The sequence below is a fragment of the Bacillus sp. FSL R9-9410 genome (genome assembly GCF_038050385.1).
Lineage (GTDB): Bacteria > Bacillota > Bacilli > Bacillales > Bacillaceae_G > Bacillus_A > Bacillus_A cereus_U.
The window spans coordinates 3,147,869-3,171,376 of the sequence record NZ_JBBOTV010000001.1; the positions used below are offsets into that span (position 1 = coordinate 3,147,869).

Here is a 23,508-nt window from a genome sequence, read left to right on the forward strand (position 1 = left end):
AGGGTTTTCCCTCTTGTTACTTACATTGATCTACAATATTTTGCAAAGTATACGAAATAGCTTGATGAGTTTCAAAGAAACGTTTACCTTTTCCCTTATTAACAAAACATTGTAGCACATTAGTTTGCAAATTATCATACACTTGATCAATTTGTTGTACATGTATATACTTAGGTTGTTCTTCCTTTATCCACCTATAAGCTAATTCTTTCCACATCTCTAACTCCGCATCTACAATATCAACAAATGGCTTCATATCCTTATAAAAATCATATTCCGCCATTTCTCTTTTTTTCACATTCGCTTCATCATTATACTGCATTAACTTCTCCGAGGACTGGATTAATGCTTCATATCCCATTTTGTTCCCACCTTATTATGCACTCACTACGACGTTTTGAAATGTCTTTACCCAGCTCCCTTTTTCTTCGTGATGCACTAATTTATTTTCCATATGTTCTATATGCATTTCTGTTATTTCTATCTTATTGCATATTTTTTCACCTTTACCCTTTAATGCATGATTCATTCTAATCCCAATATTCATTTCCAGCAAATCGAGAGAACTTAACATTTGATCCATTTTTTTCATAACATCTTCCTTCTGAACCATCGCCATATTTAAAACGCCCCCTTCTTTGCCTTTCCTTTGTCATGTAATTTCGCCGATTGATTGATTACTCCTTCTCACATGACAAAACTAGTTGATATTCGTCAAAGAAATCATTTAGTATGCCATTTTTAGAAATGGTAACAATACAAAAAGGAGGTGTATTACGATGGCAAAAAATAAAAACGAAAAAAAGAAAAAGCAAAACAAACAACAAAATAAACCTGAGACTGGTAATCCAAAGCTTGATGGTCCAAATTTCCCCGCTACATAAAGTGAAACTTTAATCAGTGGGGTTTTGTTCATCCCCCACTGATTATTAACCTTCACCAATCGGGCGTTTACGGGCAGCAGGGCTCCCACCTAACTTCTTTGCTCCAGCCAAATTTTGAGGTGGGAGTTTTACTGCCGGCAAATAGCAGCTTAGAAAGTAATTTATTGTAGAGCATATTACTTTTAATAAAGAAGCCCCGCCTTCATTTAGGAAGGCGGGACTTCTTTATTATATCATGAACTCATCTATTCTTTTAACAAAACTACTTAATATAGAAAGAGTATGTATTTGTTCCCTCTTCTTTCTATACCATTCTGTTATATTAATTTCCCCCTTAGGTTTTTCAAGTGAAAATAAAGAATCTATTTCCAATCCTTCACTAAACCAATCTTTTTCAATTAATTTTTCATGAGTGACAATAGAATACACATCCCTAAGAGCCGGCGTACCTGATTTTCTAATTCCCCTTATATTACATTCATAATCCATCCTTGATCCTGTATGCCTAGTTTGCACTGCAAATTTATAAAAAGAAGCCTTATACTTTGAATGAAATAATAACCAAGCTAATTGCTTCCCCAGTTCTATACGTTTTTGCAACGTTTCAAATTGATAAACTGAAAATCCATACATTCCCCCTTCCACCATCGGAAAAATAACTGCACTAAGGTGAAATATTTCTTGAAATTTAAATAGTGCAGTATCAAATACATGTTTTTGAAAATATGCATTCTCAATTACTGGTTTTTGAATTTTATTTTGTTCATTAATAATAAGTGCCGTCATAAGCCTATTTATATCTTTTTTCTCCCAAAACGCGATCCATTCTTTTTCCATAAAAATTGATATGTTGAAAAATTGTAACAAATGAAAGAGCGGCGCACATCTCTTTTTACTTTCCTCATACAGTAATAGTTGAGGAAATGCATCTAAGAAAATGAGCCAATTGGCTTTCTCATACAAATGAAATAATCGTCTCTTAACTGTTTGAGATAAAAGATTAGAATAATATTCCCCTTCTAAATCTGTCATGTTCCATCCCCCATTCCTTGAAACCATGCTTGCTAAAAAAGACCATCTAATTTCTCTATTTCTCAAATAATATTCTTGGTAAGATTGTGTACGTGAAATATTATCTACGTTAGCTACATCCGTTCTCTCCTTAATATTAAGAACTATAGCTTTTTCCTCTTCTGTACAAAAAATATCATTACGGCTCTGCTTAATTTTTTCGTAATCATTCCATCGAAACATGAGTAAGTCACCATACCTTTCTTGAAAAAGGTCACATCTTTTTTCATTTTTTGATATAATCACCTTTGTAAGTAAATCTTATCAAGTTGGGAGTGGACAAAATATGACCATTCGTTACCCAAATGGAAAAAGGTACGATCAAGCTTCACAACCTCATAAAACACCAATAAAAAAACATACTTACAGTAATAGAGGTATGTCCCTTGAAGAGGAATTGAATGAAACCAATCAATATTACTTAACCCATAATATTGCATGCGTACATAAAAAACCTACACCTCTTCAAATTGTAAAAGTAGATTACCCCGCTCGAAGTGCTGCAGTGGTAAAAGAAGCGTATTTCAAACAACCTTCTACAACAGATTACAACGGTGTATACAAAGGGAAATATATCGATTTTGAAGCGAAAGAGACTAAAAATAAAACCAGTTTTCCACTTCAAAACTTCCACCTTCATCAAATTGAACATATGAAGCAAGTAGTCGCTCATAATGGAATTGCATTTGTTATTATTAAATTTACACTTTTTGATGAATTTTATTTATTAGATGCAAAACATATTATTGCATTTTGGAATCGTCAAAATACTGGTGGACGTAAATCGATTACAAAACAAGAAATAGAAGAGCATGGGTCTTTATTATCATGCGGTTATCACCCTCGAATTGATTATATCCGCGTACTAGACACGGTTTATTTTTCGTGATAGAGTCATCACTAAGGCTCTTTTTTCGACTTTTGGGGGAGAGAATGAAAGGTAGGAGAAAGTATAATGTCAGATAATTATCGTTCTCGTACAGAACGAAATCATGTAAAAAATCAAACGAAAGAAACTCATAAAGAAGAAAAGCCAAAGAAAAAAGGTTCCTTTTTCAAGAAATTCCTTATAGGTTGTCTACTTCTTGGTATCGTCGGCCTCGTAGCTGGCGTTTCGGCTTTCTTTGTTATGGTAAAGGACGCTCCGAAATTAGACAAATCAAAACTTGTCAATCCTTTATCAACAAAATTCCTTGATAAAAACGGGAACTTCTTCTATGAATACGGTGCTGAAAAACGAACCCATGTTACTTACGATCAAATTCCCAAAGTAATTGAAAGTGCATTCCTTGCGACTGAGGATGCTCGCTTCTATGAGCATGATGGAATTGATTTTAGACGTACTGGAATGGCAATTATGGAAAATGTCACTGGTGGTTTTGGATCACAAGGTGGTAGTACGATTACACAGCAAGTAGTTAAAAACTATTTTCTAACGATGGACAAAACTGCAAAAAGAAAAGTGCAGGAATGGTACTTATCTTATAAGTTAGAGCAACAGTACTCAAAACATGAAATTTTAGAAATGTACTTAAATAAGATTAACTTAGGTAATCGCTCTTATGGTATTTCCACAGCTGCCAAAAAATATTACGGCAAAGATTTAAAAGACATACAACTACACGAAGCTGCAATGCTCGCTGGTTTACCCCAAGGTCCTAACATTTATGATCCAACAAAACCAGATAACGTTGATAGAGCAACGAAACGTCGTAATATCGTATTAACATTAATGAACCGACACGGGTATATAACGAAACAAGAAATGAATGATGCGATGCAAATCCCTGTAATACAAGGACTTCTTCCATCTTCAGAAGTGACTGAAATGAAGTATCAAGCATTTATAGATGCTGCTGTAAAGGAAGTTGAAAAAGAATACCCTGATGTAAATATCGGTTCAGATGGTTTAACGATTCATACAACACTTGATCAAGATGCTCAGGATTACGCTGAAAAAATTATGGATGGCAATCTCATTAAGTATCCAAACGATCAGTTCCAAGGATCATTTGTATTTATGGATACACAGTCTGGAGAAGTTCGAGCAATTGGTGCTGGGCGTAAAGAAAGTAAGTCTACTTTCAAAGGTCATAATATGGCAGTTGATTTAAAACGCCAAGTTGGTTCAACAATGAAACCAATTTTCGACTATGGTCCAGCAATTGAGAATCTTCAATGGTCTACTTATCATCAATTAAATGACTCTGATTACACTTACTCTAATGGCACAAAGATTAAAAATGCTACAGGTAATTTTAAAGGTGACGTTTCACTTCGTGAAGCATTGAAGAAGTCATTAAACATCCCGGCTTTAAAGACAGCTCAAACAGTTGGTCTTACTAAGTCACAAGAGTTTGCTGAAGGTTTAGGCATGACGTTTGAAAATGGAGTACATGAATCTACTGCAATTGGTAGTAACGATAGTTCTCCATTAGCAGTAGCAGGTGCATATGCAGCGTTTGGTAATGACGGTGTTTATAATAAACCTCACTTCGTAAAAGAAGTCATCTTCCCAGACGGGAAAAAGAAAAGCTTTAAACCGAAAGAACAACGTGCAATGCACGACTATACAGCTTATATGGTTACTGATGTTCTTCGTGACGTAGTAAAACCTGGTTCTGGCGGTACAGGGCCAACAGCATATGTTTCTGGATTCGACGTTGCTGGTAAAACAGGAACACAAAACTTTGATGCAAAAGATATAAAAAAATATGGCATCCCAGCTGATGCAAACAGAGATAGCTGGTTCGCTGGATATACACCACAATATACGATGGCTGTGTGGACTGGTTACGAAAAGAATGGTCCAGAAAATTACATTAGCGATCGTTATACTAAAATTGCACAACAAATGTTCCAAGTAATGATGAGCAAATTCGCTACAGATAAATCTCGTTTCGAACGTCCTTCTTCTGTACAAGAAATAAATGAAGAATTGTACGTAAAAGGTGCGAAAAAAGATGCAGTTAAACAAATTAAAGTAGATCCACCTAGTGGCCTTAATGTCGCTTTCGATGGCGCTAGCACAGTGACACTGAACTGGTCTGGACCATCATCAAATGTTGATGCATACGCAGCAAGCTATAAAGCTACTGACGGTTCTAGTGGTAGCTTATCAGTAAGCGGTACGACAGCTACTCTTGGTGGTATTAAACCAGGTGTTACTTACAGCTTCTCTGTAGTAGCGAAAAAGGGTACTGGAACAAGTCCTGCAGTTGGTGCATCCTTCACTGCGCCTGGCGGAACTCCAAATGCGAAAAAAACTGACGAAGAGGCTAAGAAAAAGGCTGACGAAGAAGCTAAGAAAAAAGCTGACGAAGAAGCACAGAAAAAGGTCAATGAAGATAAACTAAAACAAGAAGAAGCTAAGAAAAAAGCTGACGAAGATCAGCGCAAACAACAAGATCAACAACAACAACAACAACAACAGCAACAGCAGCAACAAGAAGAACAACGTAAACAGCAAGAAGAAGCTCAAAAGAAAGCTGCTGACGAAGAGGCTAAGAAGAAGGCTGATGAAGAAGCACAGAAAAAGGCCAATGAAGATAAGCTAAAACAAGAAGAAGCTAAGAGAAAAGCTGAAGAAGAAGCTAGAAAAAAAGCTGAAGAAGAACAGCAACAACAACATACCGGAGGAGCTACACCTCACGCAGACGGAAATGTTGTTACAACAGAGTCTTAATAAACAAAAAAAGAAGTCGGTTTCTCTTAACGAGAAACCGACTTCTTTTTTGTTATCATTTTCTTTACATATAGCTTTTCTATTTCGATATACAACTGTACTAATTGAATATATGAATGGTAATTACTCGGTTTCTTTATAATAAATGAATATCGCTCCATAAAATTAACAGGTTGTACTTCCAATTTATTCGTATTTACTTGCATCTCATTCAAACTATGAACAGGCTGCTCATTTAACCAATATATAACCGATAGAAAGTGAGCTGCAAAAAGAATCATCGGACCCTCAGCTTCTTGTTTTTTTCTGTTCCGAAATAGTGTAGCAATTTCTTCATGCTTGCTTTTCCATATATTTAACACCGATGGAATACTTGTTTCAATTTCATTCCATGGCTCATATTGTCTTTCAATATCAAATATAAAGTAAGTATTTTGTATTATTTCTTCAAAAGATTGGTCTGTGTGATACGTAATCGAATTTGCACTCTCTTTAAAAAATGGTACGCACCGAAACTCTTTCGGTATTTCTATAACTCGCTCCATCCTTTATTTCCCCTTCATTCGTTTCTTTCCTTCGCGACATATTTCTAGTAATCGGCACTCTTCACATTGTGGTCGCTGCGCCTTACAGTAATAACGTCCGAAGAAAATCATACGGTGGTGTGTAACTCCCCACTCATCCATTGGAATTTTCTTCATCAATGTCTTTTCCACTTCTAACACAGAATCTTTCCATCTACAAATTGCTAACCTTTTACTCACTCTCTCTACATGCGTATCAACAGCAATCGCTGGAATCCCAAACGCTACCGAAACAACTACATTCGCTGTCTTTCTCCCTACTCCTGGTAACTTCGTCAGCTCGTCACGGTCTTCTGGAACTTTCCCGTTATAATCATCTAGCAACATCTGGCACAATTTTTGAATGTTTTTCGCCTTATTTCTAAACAATCCAATGGAACGTATATCTTGTTGTAATTCTTCTAAAGACACACTTAAATAATCTTCTGGTGTTTTATATTTTTGGAATAAGTTTTTCGTCACCTTATTCACAAGTGCATCTGTACATTGCGCAGATAATGCCACTGCGATTACAAGTTCAAATGGATTATCATGAATTAATTCGCAATGCGCTTCTGGATACATATCCGCCATTGTATCTAAACAATAGCGAATTTGCGTTTTATTCAACATGTCTTTCCTCCTACATTACTGCTCCAACCAATTGTAAAAAGGCACTTTCCCAGTAAATTTCGTTTCTTGTTTTGTTGTTTGTTGTGTACGTTGCTGATTCGCTCTAAATTTTTGGCCTTGATTTTGCGCTTGCTCTATCGTTTTAATTCCGTTCTTTTTCCACTCAAATAAAATACGATCAATATACCGGAAATTAAGTTTACCACTCATAACAGCTTCCCTGAGAGCAGCTTGAATTAAATTCGGATGATGTTGATCTTGATCTTCCCACATTCCTAATGTTTCACATTCAAACGGTGAGAGCGGTCTTCCAAATTCTTTTTCAAATACTGTATATAAATTTACTTGAAGTTTCTTTTTTTCTTGCTGTTCTTCCTCTATTGATTCATCCATTAAAAAATGCAATATTTTTTCCCAAAGTGGTTGTAAAGAATAACTTTCACACATCATCGCTTCTGATCTTTGTCCACCTTCTAGCGCTAAAAAACCTTTTTGGATTAATGTCTGAATCACTTCCATACATTTCATTTCTGTTATCGTCATCCGCTCTGAAATCTCTGAAGGAGTCGGGAACGAATTACCTGATTCTAAAAATGTGTGTACATGAAGTACCACCATAAATTCCGTTTCATTTAAGCCTAGCTTTTTATAATGCATCATAAGCAATTTAGGAATTGCTATGCTTCCCTGTTCAAACCATTGTAACATCATTTTCTTTTTCATCACCAAACACCTCGTTCTCTAGTATAACACACCTTCAGCCATTTCTTTTTGCCACAATTCGTCAAAGAAACCTCCCTATATATAGGGAGGTTTCTTGCCATTTACTACAAAAGACAGAAGATTACGCCTGTACTTTGCTTTTCATGAACCTATGAATTCGTTCTAATGCTTTCTCTACTTGCTCAAGAGATGTCGCATACGATAATCGAACGTTATTTGGTGCACCAAATCCTGTACCAGGAACAAGAGCTACTTTTTCCTCTTCTAATAATGCTTTTGCCCACTCATCAACTGTATCATACCCAGCTAACGCTACGGCTTCTTTTACATTTGGGAATAAGTAAAAAGCACCTTGTGGTTTGATACAAGTGAAACCAGGAATTTGAATTAATTTATCATAAATAATGTTCAATCTTTCTTCAAACGCTTGACGCATTGTTTCTACAGGTTCTTGTGAGCCTGCATACGCAGCAATTGCACCGTATTGAGCAATTGAAGTAGGGTTTGACGTACTATGACTCGCTAAGTTCGTCATCGCTTTAATAAGCTGCTTATTTCCTGCTGCATATCCAATGCGCCATCCTGTCATAGAATGTGATTTAGATACACCATTAATAATAAGTGTTTGTTCTTTTAATGCATTAGAAAGCTGGGCAATCGAAGTATATTCTGCAGCACCATAAATTAATTTTTCATAAATTTCATCTGAAACAATTAAGATATTATGTTCTAAGCACACTTCTCCAAGCTGTTGTAATTCTTCTTTGCTGTAAATCATCCCTGTTGGATTGCCCGGTGAATTAATAATAACTGCTTTCGTTTTCTCTGTAATTGCCCCACGCAGCTGCTTTGCTGTAATTTTGTACTCATTGCCTTCTAGACCTTCTACATAAACTGGGTTACCACCAGCGAGTTTTACTTGTTCTGGATAACTTACCCAGTAAGGAGTTGGGATGATAACTTCATCTCCTTCATCAAGTAACACTTGGAATAATGTATATAATGCATGCTTGGCACCATTACATACAATAATTTCAGATGGATCATACGCAATTCCTTGATCGCGAGTAAATTTCTTCACAATTTCTTGTTTTAACGCTTGTAATCCACCTGTTGGTGTATACTTCGTATGTCCTTCTAACATCGCTTTATGCGCGGCATCCATAATATGTTCTGGTGTATTAAAGTCAGGTTCTCCTGCCCCTAATCCAATTACATCATGACCTTCTGCTTTTAATGCTTGTGCCTTTGCTGTAATTTCTAAAGTTGAAGACGGTGTTAAAGCAGCTACTCGCTTTGCTAATTTCATTTGTAGTTCCCCCTACATCTATTTTTCAATGCTGTAGTGTCCAGCATATGCACCATTTTGAACTTCTAGATAATAATACGTATAACGACCTTCCTGATCAATATATGTAATTTCCCACAACGGAATATCGTTTTCAGCACCTAATTTTACTTTTACAATTTGTTTTGGCTTCGGCTTAGGTTCAGCACCTTCTCCAGTCGCCTGTTCAGCCAATTTTTGCAAAGCTTCTTTTTCAGAAATACCTTCACTCTTTTTCTTCACAAGGACATTTCCTTTTTTATCAGGCACCCAAACAATAATTTGTTCTCCTTTTTCATCTACACCTTGCACGACTGTATATGAAGATTTTCCGTTATAATAATCAACAGTATTTACCTTTGTAATCTTTGCCTTTTCTTTCGCAATTTCTACAGACTTTGACTCTTTTGGAATTTTCTTTTCCATCGCTTTATTATAAACATACGCCCCATATATTCCGCTAGCAACGATAACGATAATGATTGCAAAGATCCACTTTTTCATTGTATCACTACGTTCTGTAAATCGTAAATACAGCTATTTCTTTATCTTTTTCGTCTAATGCTAATCCGAACATGAGGTCCTGCTCTTTTAACGTACGATTCAAGCTATCAACAATTTTATACAAGTCAGACGAATATTTAATACGCGTCGTTGATAGGACTTCGATTTTCTTATCCATGAAAAAACTCCTCCGTTACACAAAAATTTCTAATTATAGAAGAACGCAATGCGGTTACAATAAGAGTACATTCTTTACAACCCCTGCTTCATCACCCATCTATTATAGCAGGACATGTACAGCAAAAAAAGGTTTCAAATCGAAAAGCAATATATTTTGTATACAAGAAGTAAGAAAAATAAAATTCCTCCTACCCACATTTTTTACGCCTGAAGTTTAAGTGTACTTCAGGCGTATTTTTCTTCCAATTTTATTTATTTGGTCGTTCCTTTAATTGCTCTAACAATTCTTCTAAAGGTCCTTCATAGAGCGGGACAGTTGGAATTGATTGTAAAAAACGTTTTCCATAGGAAGAACTTGTCAAACGGCGATCTAGAACAAATACCGTTCCCGTATCTGTATTTGTTCTAATAAGACGACCAAATCCTTGTTTGAAACGTAATATCGCTTGCGGGAGCGCTAACTTAGCGAATACGTCTTCTCCTTGATTTTTTAGCCACTCTCCTTTTGCTTCCATCATCGGCTGATTAGGAGGCGTAAAAGGCAGGCGGACAATGACAAGGCAACTCAGAGCATCTCCAGGTATATCTATCCCTTCCCAAAAACTACTTGTTCCTAACAAAATCGATTTGTCGAACTCTTGAAATTTACGAATGAGGCGACTTCGGCTCTTATTATTCACACTTTGTGTTAATAATAAATATCCTTCTAATGAATCATCACTTTTCAAATTCGTATACGCTTCTTTCAACATTTCATACGAAGTAAATAAAACGAGCATTCTACCTTTTGTAGCTGTCGCTATTTTTGCGATATGTGCCGATACAGATTCAATATATTCCTCATTACTTGCTTGCTTAATAAAAGGCACATCCGTTGAAACCATTAATTTCATTTGTTCTTCAAAACGAAATGGTGATGGAACCTTTAATATATTGGGCGCAAAATCATGCAAACCTAGCTCTTCTTTTATATAGTCGAATGAATCACTAACTGTTAACGTTGCTGATGTGAAAATAACACTCTTTTTTTCTGTTAAAAATTCATCAGCAAATCTTTCACTAATATGAACAGGCTGCGCATATAAAACGGTTGAATGAATCGTTCCCTTCGTTTCAGTCTCCATCCATGTCACGTATGAATTTTTTTCTAAAATGAGTAATTGTAAAGATTGTACCATCTTTCTCAACAACTCAATTAAGTGCATAAATTCACCTGTAACAACATGCATCTCCCATTCTAATTTACTTTGCAATATATCAACTTGCTTCTCAAGTGTAGTCACTAATTTTCTTACATCATATACAAAACGATTTGTTAACTCGGTAATGCTATCCCATAACTTACCTGTCTCTACTTCCGTGTTATATCGATAAATGAGCGGCATATTGCTCATCCCTTGTTCCTGCTTTGTTTGTTTAAATATGAAAGCACGTAACATTTGGAATAGTTCATCTGCATCAAATTTAAGTTCCTTCAAACTATGACTCACCATACGGAAAGTCGAACGAGAGGCTTGCTCTGATTTTTTCATCATTTTATATACTTTGGAAAGCACATCATCTGTTTCTAGCGTACCAAGACGAGATAAAGCTAATTGAAAATACATACATGAGAACTGTTCACCGAATGTTCTACTCGCCGCTTCCTCGATATGATGAGCTTCATCAAAAATAATATGTTCACATGAAGCAAACAGTGGTTCTTCACTTGAAAAATCTTGAAATAATAACGCATGATTTGTAATAACAATATCTGCAAACAATGCTTTATTCTTCGCTCGTTGATAAAAACAACGACTAAACCAGTTACTTTGCATCCCGCCTGGACTATATGCATCACTACAAATACGGTTCCAAAGTAACTTTCCGCCCTCAGGAATATTTAATTCATCACGATCGCCGGTTTCCGTTTGCAATAACCATACTAAAATTTTTGCCTTTGTGAGCGCCATATCATAATTTTTCTCTTCTTCTTGCAAAGCATATTCAAATTTATGTAGACAAAGATAATGCTTTCTTCCTTTCAGAAGAGCCACTTCAAATGAAAATGGCATTATTTTCTGTAATAATGGAATTTCTTTTTCTAGTATTTGTTGTTGCAATTGTACAGTTTGTGTACTTATAATGACAGGTTCTTCTTTTTTCTTTGCGAAATAAATACTTGGAAGTAAATATGCAAGCGTCTTCCCCGTACCTGTTCCTGCTTCAATCAGTGAAAACCTAGAATCTCTTAGCGCTGTATATATTTCCTTCATCATAATTTGTTGGCTTTCTCTTTTTTCAAACTTTGGCATATTCAATTCAAGTTTATCCATTGCTTTATGTAAGAAAGCATCAAATTTAGATGCGCATGTTTCACTGAGGCTTAAAGAATAATTCCGCTTTCGAAGCGCAATATTTCGATACACTTCATACTCCTCTGCCATTTCTTTACCATGCATCATTTTCTTTAAAATATTTTCAGAAAGTACATCAGCTATATCACTTTGGAAAACATCACTTAATTCATAAAGCGATTGTAATGTGACAAGTGGTAACTTTTCAATTTCACTTAAAAATTGTAAAAACAACTCCGCTGTTGCAAGAGCATCACTATCCGCACGATGTGGTTGATCGTGCTCTAGTTCATGCTGCTTAGCTAAATCACGTAATTTATAACTATCAGCTGTCGGCAAAAGAATTTGCGCCAATTCAACTGTATCAATTTTAGGACAATGTACTTCTGTATATCCAGCCTGCCTTAATTCTTCATTTAAAAAATTCCAATCAAAGTGAACGTTATGTGCAACAAAAGCCGCACCTTGTAATAGCTCAACAATCATCGGGGCTACATCTCGAAATAACGGGGCTTGTTTTACAAGATCTGCATCAATCCCAGTTAATTCTGTAATAAATAGGGGAATCTCTCTCTTCGGATTAATAAAAGATGAAAAAATCTCTAATATCTCTCCATCTTCCACTACAACAGCTGCAATTTGGGTGATTTTATCCTTCCCATCCTTCCAGGAGTTCCCTGTCGTCTCTAAATCAACAACGACATAACGCTTACTCATATATGTAACACCTCAATTTCTTACCTATCAAACACAAAAATTATATATTGTTACTATACCACGTTTTACCTCATCTTAATGAAAAGATGCACAAAAAAGCTATCTCCTTAATTAGAGATAGCCTTCCTACTTATAATATCGTGCCAGCTTTTTCAGCACCTAACATTTCAATAATTTGATTATCATCGTCTAATACTGCAATTTTCGGCTCTTGTTTATGAATATTTTCTTCTGTCACTAAACCATAGCAAATAATAATAACTTTATCACCCGGTTGTACAAGCCTTGCAGCTGCACCATTTAAACACACAACACCGCTACCGCGCTCTCCTTTAATAACATATGTCTCTAAGCGAGCTCCATTGTTGTTATTTACAATTTGTACTTTTTCATTTTCTACAATATTTACCGCATCCATTAAATCTTCATCAATTGTAATACTACCTACATAATTTAAATTTGCTTCTGTTACAGTTGCGCGATGTAACTTCGCTCTCATCATTGTGCGAAACATAGATGCTCCCCCTTATTTCCCCATTAATGTTATATTGTCAATTAATCGTACATGTTCAAACTTAACTGCAATCGCTAAAATGATTCTTCCTTCAATTTTATCTATTGCTTTTAATGAAGGATATGCATATAAATCAGCATAATCTACAGTGCATTTCGTATACTTCTCAATATGCTCTTTCACAAGATTCATAATGATTTCTGGATTACGTTCACCTGCCTCAATTCGTTCTTTCGCTATACATAGACTGCGGTATAAATGAGGAGCCTCTTCGCGTTCTTCTAGTGATAAATACACATTACGAGAACTTTTCGCTAATCCATCTTCTTCCCTTACAATATCAACTGATACGATCGTAACGGGAATATTAAAATCCCTTACGAATCCTTCAATTACAGCTACTTGCTGTGCATCTTTCATACCGAAATAAGCACGCGTTGGCAATGTAATATTAAATAGTTTCATTAGTACAGTCGCAACACCAGCGAAATGACCAGGTCTTTGTTTACCACATAATACGTCGGTACGCCTCACAACTTCTACTGTTGTCGTTTGTTCTGCTGGATACATCTCTTCTACACTCGGATAAAATAAATAATCAACACCATTTTCTTTTGCTACATTTTCATCTCTATCAATATCACGTGGGTATCGATCTAAATCTTCATTTGGTCCAAATTGTAGTGGATTTACAAATACACTTAACACTACAATTTCATTTTCTTCCTTTGCCTTACGTAGTAACGTAGCATGCCCTTCGTGTAAATACCCCATCGTTGGAACAAAACCGATACTTTTTCCACTTGTACGAAGTTCGTTTGTAATTTGCTGCATCTCTTGTACTGTAGTTATGATTTTCATTATTGTTTTCCTCCGTATAACGCTAAGCACTCTTCCTCTTTCATTGTGAATGAATGTTTTTCTTCAGGAAATTGCCCTGTCTTTACTTCAGTAACGTATTGCGAAATCCCTCGCACAATCTCCTCTTGAACAGACGTATATTGCTTCACAAATTTCGGAACACGATTTACGCCGTACGAGATAAGATCATGGTATACAAGAACTTGCCCATCTACTTTTTGTCCTGCTCCAATTCCGATTATCGGAATTGTTAACTGCTCTGAAATAAGTTCTGCTAATTGCATTGGCACACACTCTAACACAAGTGCTATCGCACCAGCTTCCTCACATTTCTTTGCATCTTCTATTAATTTTTTTGCACTTTCAGCATCTTTCCCTTGTACTTTATACCCACCTAGCACTCCTACAGATTGAGGAGTTAAACCTAAATGCGCCACAACGGGAATTCCCGCATTCGTTAAGTAGTGAATAGTTGATATAACTTCTCCAGCACCTTCTACCTTTAATGCATGTGCCCCGCTCTCTTGAACAATGCGACGTGCATTAACCATCGTATCTTGCAATGAGATATGATAAGACATAAATGGCATATCAGTTACAATAAACGTCTCTTTCGCTCCGCGGCGTACAGCTTTCGTATGATGAATCATATCCTCTACAGTTACTGGAACTGTTGAATCATACCCAAGTACAACCATTCCTAGAGAATCACCCACTAAAATCATATCGACTTTAGCTTCTTCTGCTAATTTAGCAGATGGATAATCATACGCCGTTAGCATTGTAATCGGCTCACCTTGCTCTTTCATTTTCAAAAAATCTGTTTTTGTTTTCAAAAACTACTCCTCCTTTATGCAGGAGAGAGGAGATGGCCGAAATCATATAAAAAACCCCTCTGGCCATAAAAGGGCAGAAGGGTTGTGTGTTAGTCGGCATTATTCATCCCTCTGTCCCAGTCCATTATTGGATCAAGGCAGAATCCAAATTATTTTTTTCATACTGCGTAAAATAATGGTGCAGTTCGCTTTGATACTGCCCATATTCGAACTAATTATAGCAAACTCTGAAAAGGAATTGCTACATTTTTTTGAAAAAATAATTTTCTATTCCTATTACGGTATGTGAAATTTATTAGTATCTAAATGACAAAAAAAGCTCCAAAATAGGAACTTCTTTTACTTAATTTCTATATCAGCAGAATGAATGTGGTGCACTTGTCCTTGATGATCCTCAAGTAACAATACACCATCCTCCGTAATCCCTTTTGCTAGCCCATTAATAGTTTCCTTCATCGTTCGAGCTGTAATTTCTTTTCCGATACTTACTGCGTAACTTTCCCAAAGAATTTTAATAACAGAGAAGCCATTTTTTAAATACTCTTCATACAATTTCTCTAGTTGCAAGAAAATTTGTTGCATAAGTTCCGCACGAACAATCGGCTTACCCGATTCAATTGCTAATGAAGTTGCAATTTGCTGAATTTCCTCATCAAAATGTTCTTGTTTCTGATTTGCATTAATGCCAATTCCCATAATAACAGCATTAATTTTATCTGGATCAGCTTGCATCTCCGTTAATATACCGACAGCTTTTTTACCTTGAATTAAAATATCATTTGGCCATTTAATCCCTACGTTTACACCGGTACATTTTTCAATTGCTTGCGCTACGCTAACAGCTGCTAATAAAGTAAGCTGTGGTGCATGATGAACTGGAATAGATGGACGCAAAATAATACTCATCCAAATTCCTGTTCCTTTTGGAGAATACCATTTTCTACTTAACCGTCCTCTACCTGCTGTTTGTTCTTCAGCAACGACAATTGTTCCCTCTTCTGCGCCTTCATAAGCAAGTCTCGCTGCAATATGCTGAGTAGATTCAACCGATTCTTCAAAATAAACCGTTCTACCGATACGCTCTGTTTGTAATCCTAATTGAATCTCATTAGCAGTTACTTTATCTGGTTTACTAGCAATTCGATACCCTAAGCGGCGTACAGCTTCTAGTTCATACCCTTCATTACGAAGACCCTCCATATGCTTCCATACAGCGGTTCTCGAACAGCCAAGTTTGTCACTAAGTGTTTGACCAGATACAAATGCACCATCTGCTTCAGAAAAAACTTGTAATAACTGCTTTCTTATAGTAGATTGCATCTTTGTAGCCACTCCCTTATATTCTCTTTCTTATTAACTAAATCTCCTTGTACGATTGCTTCTTCAATATTTTGAAGCATTTCGGCAACCCACGGACCTGGCTTTTTATCTGCCCAGCTTAATAAATCATTACCAGTCACATTCATTTCTTGACGATTTTTTATCGGCAATGCATGAAATAATGATTGTACTTGCTTAACAGACGCACTATTATAACTTTCTATTATCGCTTCATATACTCTTTCCGCCATCTCAGCGATGCGAATCCCAGTTTTATAAAGAAGGATTGTATCCCACTCCTTCTCCTTTCTAGAACGAATTGCTAATAAAACCGCTACAATATCTTTAATCTTTTTATTCGAGAACTTCCATTGACGCAAAAAGACAGATGGATGCTCTTCTCCGATACAATATAAGAAAAATGCCCACGCCTCAACGTCTGTTTCGAAAGAATCCCATTTATACTGCGTAGCTTTCAAGAGTCTTTCTTCTGACATTTGCAAATATGGCAGGTGAGAAAATAGCTTCGTTTCTACTAACTCTTGAAGACCATTCACACAATATGTACCGGTCAACAATTTTTCAAATTCAACTGTAATTCTTTCAATCGCTATATGTTCGAGCAAATGCCCATACGTTTCAATTGCTTGTTTCGTCTTTATTTCCAAAGAGAAACCTAACGTACTTACGAACCGAATACCACGCATCATTCGCAGTGCATCTTCTTGAAAACGGTCTGCCGCATCTCCAACCGTTGTAATTTCCTTCAGACGAATCGCTTCTTTCCCAGCAAATAAATCAACCATTTCGCCTTCCTCTGTCATTGCAATTGCATTCATCGTGAAATCACGTCGTTTTAAATCCTCTTCTAATGAACGGACAAATTGAACACTACTAGGTCTCCGAAAATCTTCATATTCGCTTTCTGTTCGAAAAGTAGTTACCTCATATGGTTCACCATTTTCTACAACAATTACAGTTCCATGCTCAAGACCAACCGGAACATGTCTTGGGAAAATAGCCATTACTTCTTCTGGTAAAGCAGATGTTGCGATATCGATATCTCCAATCGGTCTATCGATAATAAGATCGCGTACACTTCCACCAACGAAGTAAGCCTCATGTCCGTGCTGTTTTAATATCTCAATAATTGAACTAGCTTTTTTAAATCTTTCCATTCTTGTCATCCCTTAGTATGTCATAATAAATCGCCTCATACTGTGAAACGATTTTTTCCGAACGAAACTGCTCATATACAGATTTCATCGCTCGCTCTCCCATATTACGGTGAAGTTCTTCATTTTCTAGTAGTTGAATTGCTTGCTTAGCTATTCCATCTGTATCTCCAACTTCACATATATATCCTGTTTCACCATGTTGAATGACCTCTGGAATGCCCCCAACCCTCGTTCCGATACTAGGCACACCACACGCCATCGCTTCTAATATAACGAGACCAAAACTTTCCTTTTCTGATAAAAGTAGCATTAAATCACTCATCGCAAGAAGCTCTGCAACATTATCTTGCTTTCCTAGGAATAAGACACGTTCCTCAATATGTAAACTTTTCACCAATTGTAAAATAGTACAGAACTCTGGTCCATCACCAACAAGAAGCAATTTCGCATCTACTTCCTTTACAATTTTGGCAAATGACTGCACAACATCCTGTACACGCTTAACCTTTCGGAAATTTGAAATATGAATCAATACTTTTTCATTTTCTCGTATACCATATTCTTTTTTTAATTGAGACATATCACGTTTGAAATAAACACGTTCGTCTACAAAATTGTATACCGTCTCAATTTCTTTATCTGGTTTTACAAGTTCATTTGTTTCTTCAATTAACGAATGTGACACAGCTGTAACAACATCAGATTGTTCAATACCAAAGCGAATTAAATTATTTAACGAAGGGTCGGAACCTAACACAGTAATATCCGTTCCATGTAAGGTTGTAACAATTTTAATACGCTCCCCAATCATTTGTTTTGCTAAATATGCACAAATAGCATGAGGGATTGCATAATGCACATGTAAAATATCAAGGTTTTCTCTTTGAGCAACCTCTGCCATTTTACTCGCTAATGCTAAATCGTAAGGTGGATATTGAAAAACAGAATATTGATTTACTGTTACTTCGTGAAAATAAATATTCGGGTACACTTTATTCAACCGAAATGGTACACCCGATGTAATAAAATGAATTTCATGCCCGCGTTCCGCCAATTGCTTCCCTAACTCTGTCCCAACAACCCCAGAACCACCTACAGAAGGATAACATGTAATACCTATTTTCAATTTCATTTACATCCCCCTATTAAATCAGCATGTATTAAAACGGGTTTTTTACTCATAAATCCTTCGGCATACAGCACTCCAACTTCTTTCCCAAACATCTTCTCCCGAGCGAGTACAGTTTCAACGTATCCTTCGGTTAATGGCGTCTTAACACCATCACTCCCTGTTGAAAACTGACTTTCATACGCTTCTAACGCTTCCACCTTTTTAGAAAGGTATTCACTAATATCTATACAAAAATTCGGTTTATGAAAACCATTAATTATATAATTATAAAAAGACTCTACACGGTGCGGCGGAAGTTCAGGCATATATTTACGAATTCCCGCTGAAAAGATAGCTTCTTCCACAAGTTTCGCGCAATTAGCATGGTCTGGATGACGATCTTCGTAATATGGTGCGAAAATTAGTGTTGGTTTATATGTACGAATAATCTTTACAATTTCACGTATATACTCTTCTTTCATATACAAACCACGGTCTGGCATTGCTAAATTAATTCTCGTTTTTACTCCCATAATACGAGCTGCAGCCTTTGCTTCTTCTTTTCTCAGTTCTACCGTTCCATTTGAAGAAAGATCAGCTTCTGTTAAATCGCAAATGCCTACTTCATATCCTTGCTTCGTATACTTTGCAATGGTACCTGCCATGCCGATTTCAACATCATCGGCATGAGCACCAAACGCTAATATATGTAATCCACTCATAATTGTTCCCCTCATTTTCTTAACTTTCGGTAATCTAAATCTCCCCGCTCTAATGCATGCATTAGCATTTCAGCACTTGCCATATTCGTTGCTAGTGGGATGGCATATACATCACATAAACGAAGTAACGCATTGACATCAGGTTCATGTGGCTGCGCTGTTAGTGGGTCCCGGAAAAAAATCACCATATCCATCTCATTTTTTGCAATCATTGCACCAATTTCTTGATCGCCACCAAGAGGACCAGATTGATATCTTGTTACAACTAAACCAGTTGCCTCCATAATACGAAGTCCTGTCGTTCCTGTTGCAAAAAGTTCATGTTTTTCAAAGATTGGTTTATATGCGTACGCGAACGAAACCATATCATCTTTCTTTTTGTCATGTGCGATTAAGGCAATTTTCATCCGTTGTCTCCCCTTTAGTCGATAATGTTTTCTAAACCGTACACAAGATGATCAAGGTTCATTACTGTTTCAATTGATAGTTTTACACCTGACATAAATGATGCACGGTTGAATGAATCATGACGAACTGTTAACATTTGTCCATCTCCGCCGAACATTACTTCTTGGTGTGCAATAAGCCCTGGTAGACGTACGCTATGAATGTGAATACCATCCACATTTGCACCACGTGCTCCTTCTAATTGTTCCGTTTCATTAGGGTGTCCTTGCTCTTTTGGCACACGATTTTGACGGATTAATTCTACTGTTTTTACAGCTGTACCAGATGGCGCGTCTAATTTTTGATCATGGTGTAATTCAATTACTTCAACATCTTGGAAGTACTTCGCTGCCATTTGAGAGAACTTCATCATAAGTACTGCACCAATCGCAAAGTTTGGAGCAATGATTGTTCCTACTTCTTTTTCTTTTGCATTTTCTGTTAATTGCTTTAGTTCTTCTTCAGTAAATCCAGTTGTACCAATAACTGATCGAAGTCCACGTTCAACTGCAAGTGTCACATGTTTCTTTCCAATTTCTGGTGTTGTTAAATCTAACAATACATCTGCTTCTACTTCATCTAAACAAGTATGTAAATCCGCGTAAATAGGTGCATCTAGCGCTGGCATTCCCGGTAAATCAGAAATTTTTTCTCCGCCATGCTTATAATCAATTGCTGCTACTAAATTGAAATGTCCTGTTCTTTCCATTAGAAGGACTGCTTCATGTCCCATACGTCCTCTTGGTCCAGCGATAATTACTTTAATTTCTTTCATGCGTCTTTCTCTCCCTCATCAATACGTGTCCAGCGATCTTTATCACGTGTATTAAATTTATTCATTACGATGTTATGCGCTGTTTCTAAATCAATATTTAAACTATTTGCCATACAAATCATAACAAATAACACATCTCCAAGCTCTTCCTCAATACTTCGTTCTTTCTCAGTCGTTTTCTTCGGTTTCTCACCATAATAATGATTAACCTCTCTTGCCAGCTCTCCCATTTCTTCAGTTAAACGGGCCATCATTGCAAGCGGACTAAAATAACCTTCTTTAAATTGACCGATATATGCATCTACTTCCTTCTGCATATCTTTCATCGTTTTTGCTTCCATACTAGTCACCTCTATTCCTTCCTCTTTCATGTTAGCCAATTCATCGCGATTTGACAAATATTATTCTCTCATATCACTATTTACGACTCTTTTTGGGATAGACTATAATAAAGTGAAACTTCTTTTGCAATGTTTTTCTGCAAAAGATTAGCCTGAACCAATCGGGTCCCTACGGCTGGTTCGCCCTTTTCTTCTTCGCTTTTCCCTCTACCAGCCGTTGGGACGGGGTAAAGTGAAACTTCTTTTGCGTGATTTTTGCAAAAGATCAGCCTGAACTAATTAGGCCCTTATACTATTCTCTATTTTTACTAGCAACTAGAAATAACTTATTATTATGTCTTACCGTTTAAGCGGAGCAATTCCAAATCATTACGTAACTAGGGGGATTTCTATATGAAAGCAAACTTGAAGATTCGAAATATCATTTTCATTTTAATCGGTTCCGCTATTTTTTCTTTCGGCATTGTAAATATCAATATTGAAAACCATCTTGCAGAGGGTGGGTTTACCGGTATTACGCTATTATTATATTTTAAATTTTCACTTGATCCTTCCTATACAAACTTAATTTTAAACGTCCCTCTATTTTTCATTGGCTGGAAATTACTCGGCCGAACAACATTTTTATACACATTAATCGGTACATTTAGCGTCTCTTTATTCCTTTGGGTGTTTCAGCGCTACGAAGTTCTCAACTTACATTTAAACTTGCAAAATGATATGACACTGGCTGCTTTATTCGCTGGGGCATTTATCGGTATTGGACTTGGAATTATATTCAAATACGGCGGGACTACTGGCGGTGTTGATATTATCGCAAGGCTAGCTCACAAATATGTTGGCTGGAGTATGGGAAAAACGATGTTTATGTTTGATGCCGTCGTTATCATTATCTCTATTCTTACATATTTATCATACCGAGAAGGCATGTATACGTTAGTTGCTGTTTTTATCGGGGCTAAGGTTATTGATTTCATGCAAGAAGGAGCATATGCAGCAAAAGGAGCGACTATTATTTCTGATAAAAACGATGAAATTGCGTCAAAAATTTTATCCGAAATGGAGCGCGGAGCAACCTTTTTAAAAGCAGTTGGATCCTATACAAAAGTAGAACGTAATGTACTATATTGTGTTGTTGCTAAAAATGAAATCGTAAAATTAAAAAATATCATTATTTCAGTAGATCCACATGCCTTTGTCGCTGTAAGTGATGTACACGATGTTGTTGGCGAAGGATTTACATTAGATGAAAATAAAAATCCGTTACATAATTAAATTCAACTAGAAAAGCTCTTTAGCTTTTCTAGTTTTTTATTACATATCTTTTAAGTTTCTCCAAATCCTCATAGATGAGCTCCAACAAACTCCGATTATAGAAAATAGAAGCTGGATGAAAAGTAGGAAATATATTATATTCTTTTTCAGTCCATATAAATTCTGTACCGCTACTATCTTTCAATTGCTGCACGGGTCGCTTTAACAATTCGCCATGAACATCCGTAATTTTATTATTTTTACCAACTAAACGCTGTAATGCAATATTACCAAGTGTAACAATAACAGGCGGCTGTATAAGTTCCAACTCATAATCTAACAAAGGTGCATGGGCAAGTATTTCTCCTTGATTTGGCGTTCTATTATACCTTTTCTGTATTATTTCGCCATTTCGTTCCCTTTTCTCTCTCCATTTATAAGGTCTACTCCGAACCGCACTCGTAATATATACTTCTTCCCTTGTAACGTGAATACGTTCTAAAAACTCCATTAAATGCTTTCCTGCTCTCCCGCTAAACGGAATCCCATTATGAATTTCTGTTTCACCAGGTGCTTCTCCAACAATCATTAATTTCGGATTTCTAGGGCCCTGTCCACTTAAAAAACCTTCTAATTGGTATGTAGCACTACGCTCCCTCACTTGTTTAACTAAATGATCTGGATATTCTATGTCTGTCACCTTCTTTCATCATTCCATACTTATCTTTATTTTAACTAGTTCTATACCCCATATCCTCTCTATTATTTCCATTTGTAACATATTATAAGATTCAATCCACAAAACAAAAAAAAGACTATCATAATTGATAGTCTTTAATCGTCGCTACGCTGCATACCAGTATAAATTAATACGAGACGTAATAATTCAAATACTGCTACAGCAGCTGCTGCTACATATGTTAATGCTGCCGCATTTAATACTTTACGAGCTTGACCGTACTCATCTGTCGATACGATACCAAGTGCTTCAATTTGTTGCATTGCACGTTTTGATGCATCAAACTCAACTGGTAATGTAACAAGTTGGAAAATAACACCTGCTGCCATTAAAATAATTCCTAGTAACAACAAACCAGACATTTGTGCAAATACACCAATTAGGACAAAAACCCATGACATGTTTGAACCAAAATTAGCAACTGGCACTAACGAATGGCGTACACGCATGAAATTATAATCTTTCGCATCTTGAATTGCGTGTCCTACTTCATGTGCTGCTACAGCTGTACCAGCAACTGAATGACCATAATAGTTATCTGTCGATAATCTAACCGTCTTTACACGCGGGTCATAATGATCTGACAAATGACCTGGCGTTTCTTCTACGGCTACATTATACAATCCATTTTCATCTAAAATTTTTCGAGCCACTTCCGCTCCTGTCATACCTGATGTTGAATAGACTTGTGAATACTTGCTATAGGCACTACGTACTTTTGACTGTGCGTACAACGGTATGATCAAAATGATCGCGAAGTAAATTAAATAAAACATCATAAACCTCC

General features: G+C 36.4%; 26 protein-coding genes. 4 read left to right on the plus strand and 22 right to left on the minus strand.

The genetic code is table 11. From position 1 onward, the window contains the following. Window positions 1-16: 16 nt before the first annotated feature. Both MKX77_RS16330 and MKX77_RS16335 read right to left on the minus strand, forming a co-directional pair. Complete coding sequence (locus MKX77_RS16330) at window positions 17-361, minus strand: YppE family protein (protein WP_215555802.1); 345 nt, start codon at window positions 359-361, stop codon at window positions 17-19. 15 nt (window positions 362-376) lie between these two features. Then, window positions 377-619, minus strand: coding sequence for a hypothetical protein (locus MKX77_RS16335; RefSeq protein WP_002158558.1), 243 nt, complete (start codon window positions 617-619; stop codon window positions 377-379). Window positions 620-737: 118 nt separating this feature from the next. Here MKX77_RS16335 and MKX77_RS16340 point away from each other — a divergent pair, with 118 nt between their 5' ends. Then, window positions 738-884 carry a phage portal protein gene (locus tag MKX77_RS16340; protein WP_306475192.1) on the plus strand — a complete coding sequence of 49 codons (147 nt, stop codon included), beginning with the start codon at window positions 738-740 and terminating at the stop codon, window positions 882-884. A 228-nt stretch (window positions 885-1,112) separates the two neighbouring features. Here MKX77_RS16340 and MKX77_RS16345 read toward each other — a convergent pair whose 3' ends face one another. Then, the gene (locus tag MKX77_RS16345; protein ID WP_215555800.1) at window positions 1,113-2,138 is read right to left on the minus strand and encodes a DUF2515 domain-containing protein; all 1,026 of its coding nucleotides are present in this window, start codon (window positions 2,136-2,138) and stop codon (window positions 1,113-1,115) included. A gap of 103 nt (window positions 2,139-2,241) precedes the next feature. Here MKX77_RS16345 and recU point away from each other — a divergent pair, with 103 nt between their 5' ends. Together recU and MKX77_RS16355 are read left to right on the plus strand one after the other, a co-directional pair. Further along, a complete protein-coding gene (gene recU / locus MKX77_RS16350; protein ID WP_000155584.1) occupies window positions 2,242-2,844 on the plus strand; it encodes a Holliday junction resolvase RecU in 603 nt (200 codons plus the stop codon). A 66-nt stretch (window positions 2,845-2,910) separates the two neighbouring features. Further along, on the plus strand, window positions 2,911-5,640 hold the full coding sequence (locus MKX77_RS16355) for a PBP1A family penicillin-binding protein (protein WP_341307243.1): 2,730 nt from the start codon (window positions 2,911-2,913) through the stop codon (window positions 5,638-5,640). A gap of 26 nt (window positions 5,641-5,666) precedes the next feature. Here the strand turns inward: MKX77_RS16355 and MKX77_RS16360 are convergent, their stop codons facing one another. The 17 genes from MKX77_RS16360 to MKX77_RS16440 form a co-directional block, all read right to left on the minus strand. Next, the gene (locus MKX77_RS16360; RefSeq protein ID WP_341307244.1) at window positions 5,667-6,185 is read right to left on the minus strand and encodes a YpoC family protein; all 519 of its coding nucleotides are present in this window, start codon (window positions 6,183-6,185) and stop codon (window positions 5,667-5,669) included. 3 nt (window positions 6,186-6,188) lie between these two features. Next, window positions 6,189-6,836: an endonuclease III gene (gene nth / locus MKX77_RS16365; protein WP_002158563.1), complete on the minus strand. Its 648-nt coding sequence runs from the start codon at window positions 6,834-6,836 to the stop codon at window positions 6,189-6,191. Between the two features lie 15 nt (window positions 6,837-6,851). Beyond that, on the minus strand, window positions 6,852-7,559 hold the full coding sequence (gene dnaD, locus MKX77_RS16370) for a DNA replication protein DnaD (protein WP_078181042.1): 708 nt from the start codon (window positions 7,557-7,559) through the stop codon (window positions 6,852-6,854). 121 nt (window positions 7,560-7,680) lie between these two features. Further along, on the minus strand, window positions 7,681-8,868 hold the full coding sequence (gene aspB, locus MKX77_RS16375; protein ID WP_341307245.1) for an aspartate transaminase AspB: 1,188 nt from the start codon (window positions 8,866-8,868) through the stop codon (window positions 7,681-7,683). Window positions 8,869-8,886: 18 nt separating this feature from the next. Beyond that, window positions 8,887-9,390 (minus strand): cell wall elongation regulator TseB-like domain-containing protein, encoded by a 504-nt coding sequence (locus tag MKX77_RS16380; protein WP_341307246.1) that lies wholly within the window; start codon window positions 9,388-9,390, stop codon window positions 8,887-8,889. A 7-nt stretch (window positions 9,391-9,397) separates the two neighbouring features. Beyond that, window positions 9,398-9,568, minus strand: a complete 171-nt coding sequence (locus MKX77_RS16385) for a YpmA family protein (protein WP_000358351.1) — start codon at window positions 9,566-9,568, stop codon at window positions 9,398-9,400. Between the two features lie 250 nt (window positions 9,569-9,818). Beyond that, window positions 9,819-12,623, minus strand: coding sequence for an ATP-dependent DNA helicase DinG (gene dinG / locus MKX77_RS16390; RefSeq protein WP_341307247.1), 2,805 nt, complete (start codon window positions 12,621-12,623; stop codon window positions 9,819-9,821). 130 nt (window positions 12,624-12,753) lie between these two features. Beyond that, window positions 12,754-13,137, minus strand: coding sequence for an aspartate 1-decarboxylase (panD, locus tag MKX77_RS16395; protein WP_131369789.1), 384 nt, complete (start codon window positions 13,135-13,137; stop codon window positions 12,754-12,756). 12 nt (window positions 13,138-13,149) lie between these two features. Continuing rightward, window positions 13,150-13,998, minus strand: a complete 849-nt coding sequence (panC, locus tag MKX77_RS16400) for a pantoate--beta-alanine ligase (RefSeq protein WP_215555793.1) — start codon at window positions 13,996-13,998, stop codon at window positions 13,150-13,152. Then, a complete protein-coding gene (gene panB, locus MKX77_RS16405; protein ID WP_215555792.1) occupies window positions 13,998-14,834 on the minus strand; it encodes a 3-methyl-2-oxobutanoate hydroxymethyltransferase in 837 nt (278 codons plus the stop codon). The genes panC and panB overlap by 1 nt, the downstream gene beginning before the upstream one ends. Before the next feature lie 339 nt (window positions 14,835-15,173). Then, complete coding sequence (locus tag MKX77_RS16410) at window positions 15,174-16,154, minus strand: biotin--[acetyl-CoA-carboxylase] ligase (RefSeq protein WP_078181047.1); 981 nt, start codon at window positions 16,152-16,154, stop codon at window positions 15,174-15,176. Beyond that, entirely contained in the window at window positions 16,139-17,332 is a 1,194-nt protein-coding gene (locus tag MKX77_RS16415; RefSeq protein WP_002202602.1) for a CCA tRNA nucleotidyltransferase, read from the minus strand. The genes MKX77_RS16410 and MKX77_RS16415 overlap by 16 nt, the downstream gene beginning before the upstream one ends. Continuing rightward, the gene (bshA, locus tag MKX77_RS16420; RefSeq protein WP_002086596.1) at window positions 17,319-18,464 is read right to left on the minus strand and encodes an N-acetyl-alpha-D-glucosaminyl L-malate synthase BshA; all 1,146 of its coding nucleotides are present in this window, start codon (window positions 18,462-18,464) and stop codon (window positions 17,319-17,321) included. The genes MKX77_RS16415 and bshA overlap by 14 nt, the downstream gene beginning before the upstream one ends. Next, window positions 18,461-19,165 carry a bacillithiol biosynthesis deacetylase BshB1 gene (gene bshB1, locus MKX77_RS16425; RefSeq protein WP_215555790.1) on the minus strand — a complete coding sequence of 235 codons (705 nt, stop codon included), beginning with the start codon at window positions 19,163-19,165 and terminating at the stop codon, window positions 18,461-18,463. Before bshB1 ends, bshA begins: the two co-directional genes overlap by 4 nt. 11 nt (window positions 19,166-19,176) lie before the next feature. Then, window positions 19,177-19,572: a methylglyoxal synthase gene (mgsA, locus tag MKX77_RS16430; protein WP_000684753.1), complete on the minus strand. Its 396-nt coding sequence runs from the start codon at window positions 19,570-19,572 to the stop codon at window positions 19,177-19,179. A gap of 14 nt (window positions 19,573-19,586) precedes the next feature. Further along, complete coding sequence (dapB, locus tag MKX77_RS16435; protein ID WP_341307248.1) at window positions 19,587-20,387, minus strand: dihydrodipicolinate reductase; 801 nt, start codon at window positions 20,385-20,387, stop codon at window positions 19,587-19,589. Beyond that, window positions 20,384-20,728: a nucleotide pyrophosphohydrolase gene (locus MKX77_RS16440; protein WP_002117709.1), complete on the minus strand. Its 345-nt coding sequence runs from the start codon at window positions 20,726-20,728 to the stop codon at window positions 20,384-20,386. The genes dapB and MKX77_RS16440 overlap by 4 nt, the downstream gene beginning before the upstream one ends. A 393-nt stretch (window positions 20,729-21,121) precedes the next feature. Here MKX77_RS16440 and MKX77_RS16445 point away from each other — a divergent pair, with 393 nt between their 5' ends. Continuing rightward, window positions 21,122-22,003 carry a YitT family protein gene (locus MKX77_RS16445; protein ID WP_215555787.1) on the plus strand — a complete coding sequence of 294 codons (882 nt, stop codon included), beginning with the start codon at window positions 21,122-21,124 and terminating at the stop codon, window positions 22,001-22,003. A 28-nt stretch (window positions 22,004-22,031) separates the two neighbouring features. Here MKX77_RS16445 and MKX77_RS16450 read toward each other — a convergent pair whose 3' ends face one another. Both MKX77_RS16450 and MKX77_RS16455 read right to left on the minus strand, forming a co-directional pair. After that, window positions 22,032-22,682: a uracil-DNA glycosylase gene (locus MKX77_RS16450; RefSeq protein WP_215555786.1), complete on the minus strand. Its 651-nt coding sequence runs from the start codon at window positions 22,680-22,682 to the stop codon at window positions 22,032-22,034. 134 nt (window positions 22,683-22,816) lie between these two features. After that, window positions 22,817-23,497, minus strand: a complete 681-nt coding sequence (locus MKX77_RS16455; protein WP_002086606.1) for a zinc metallopeptidase — start codon at window positions 23,495-23,497, stop codon at window positions 22,817-22,819. Window positions 23,498-23,508 lie beyond the last annotated feature (11 nt).

Coding starts and splice junctions, on each gene's coding strand:
- MKX77_RS16330 (WP_215555802.1), bottom strand. CDS start 361: ATGGGATATGAAGCATTAATCCAGTCCTCGGAGAAGTTAATGCAGTAT.
- MKX77_RS16335 (WP_002158558.1), bottom strand. CDS start 619: ATGGCGATGGTTCAGAAGGAAGATGTTATGAAAAAAATGGATCAAATG.
- MKX77_RS16345 (WP_215555800.1), bottom strand. CDS start 2,138: ATGTTTCGATGGAATGATTACGAAAAAATTAAGCAGAGCCGTAATGAT.
- recU (WP_000155584.1), top strand. CDS start 2,242: ATGACCATTCGTTACCCAAATGGAAAAAGGTACGATCAAGCTTCACAA.
- MKX77_RS16355 (WP_341307243.1), top strand. CDS start 2,911: ATGTCAGATAATTATCGTTCTCGTACAGAACGAAATCATGTAAAAAAT.
- MKX77_RS16360 (WP_341307244.1), bottom strand. CDS start 6,185: ATGGAGCGAGTTATAGAAATACCGAAAGAGTTTCGGTGCGTACCATTT.
- nth (WP_002158563.1), bottom strand. CDS start 6,836: ATGTTGAATAAAACGCAAATTCGCTATTGTTTAGATACAATGGCGGAT.
- dnaD (WP_078181042.1), bottom strand. CDS start 7,559: ATGAAAAAGAAAATGATGTTACAATGGTTTGAACAGGGAAGCATAGCA.
- aspB (WP_341307245.1), bottom strand. CDS start 8,868: ATGAAATTAGCAAAGCGAGTAGCTGCTTTAACACCGTCTTCAACTTTA.
- MKX77_RS16380 (WP_341307246.1), bottom strand. CDS start 9,390: ATGAAAAAGTGGATCTTTGCAATCATTATCGTTATCGTTGCTAGCGGA.
- MKX77_RS16385 (WP_000358351.1), bottom strand. CDS start 9,568: ATGGATAAGAAAATCGAAGTCCTATCAACGACGCGTATTAAATATTCG.
- dinG (WP_341307247.1), bottom strand. CDS start 12,623: ATGAGTAAGCGTTATGTCGTTGTTGATTTAGAGACGACAGGGAACTCC.
- panD (WP_131369789.1), bottom strand. CDS start 13,137: ATGTTTCGCACAATGATGAGAGCGAAGTTACATCGCGCAACTGTAACA.
- panC (WP_215555793.1), bottom strand. CDS start 13,998: ATGAAAATCATAACTACAGTACAAGAGATGCAGCAAATTACAAACGAA.
- MKX77_RS16410 (WP_078181047.1), bottom strand. CDS start 16,154: ATGCAATCTACTATAAGAAAGCAGTTATTACAAGTTTTTTCTGAAGCA.
- MKX77_RS16415 (WP_002202602.1), bottom strand. CDS start 17,332: ATGGAAAGATTTAAAAAAGCTAGTTCAATTATTGAGATATTAAAACAG.
- bshA (WP_002086596.1), bottom strand. CDS start 18,464: ATGAAATTGAAAATAGGTATTACATGTTATCCTTCTGTAGGTGGTTCT.
- bshB1 (WP_215555790.1), bottom strand. CDS start 19,165: ATGAGTGGATTACATATATTAGCGTTTGGTGCTCATGCCGATGATGTT.
- mgsA (WP_000684753.1), bottom strand. CDS start 19,572: ATGAAAATTGCCTTAATCGCACATGACAAAAAGAAAGATGATATGGTT.
- dapB (WP_341307248.1), bottom strand. CDS start 20,387: ATGAAAGAAATTAAAGTAATTATCGCTGGACCAAGAGGACGTATGGGA.
- MKX77_RS16440 (WP_002117709.1), bottom strand. CDS start 20,728: ATGGAAGCAAAAACGATGAAAGATATGCAGAAGGAAGTAGATGCATAT.
- MKX77_RS16445 (WP_215555787.1), top strand. CDS start 21,122: ATGAAAGCAAACTTGAAGATTCGAAATATCATTTTCATTTTAATCGGT.
- MKX77_RS16455 (WP_002086606.1), bottom strand. CDS start 23,497: ATGTTTTATTTAATTTACTTCGCGATCATTTTGATCATACCGTTGTAC.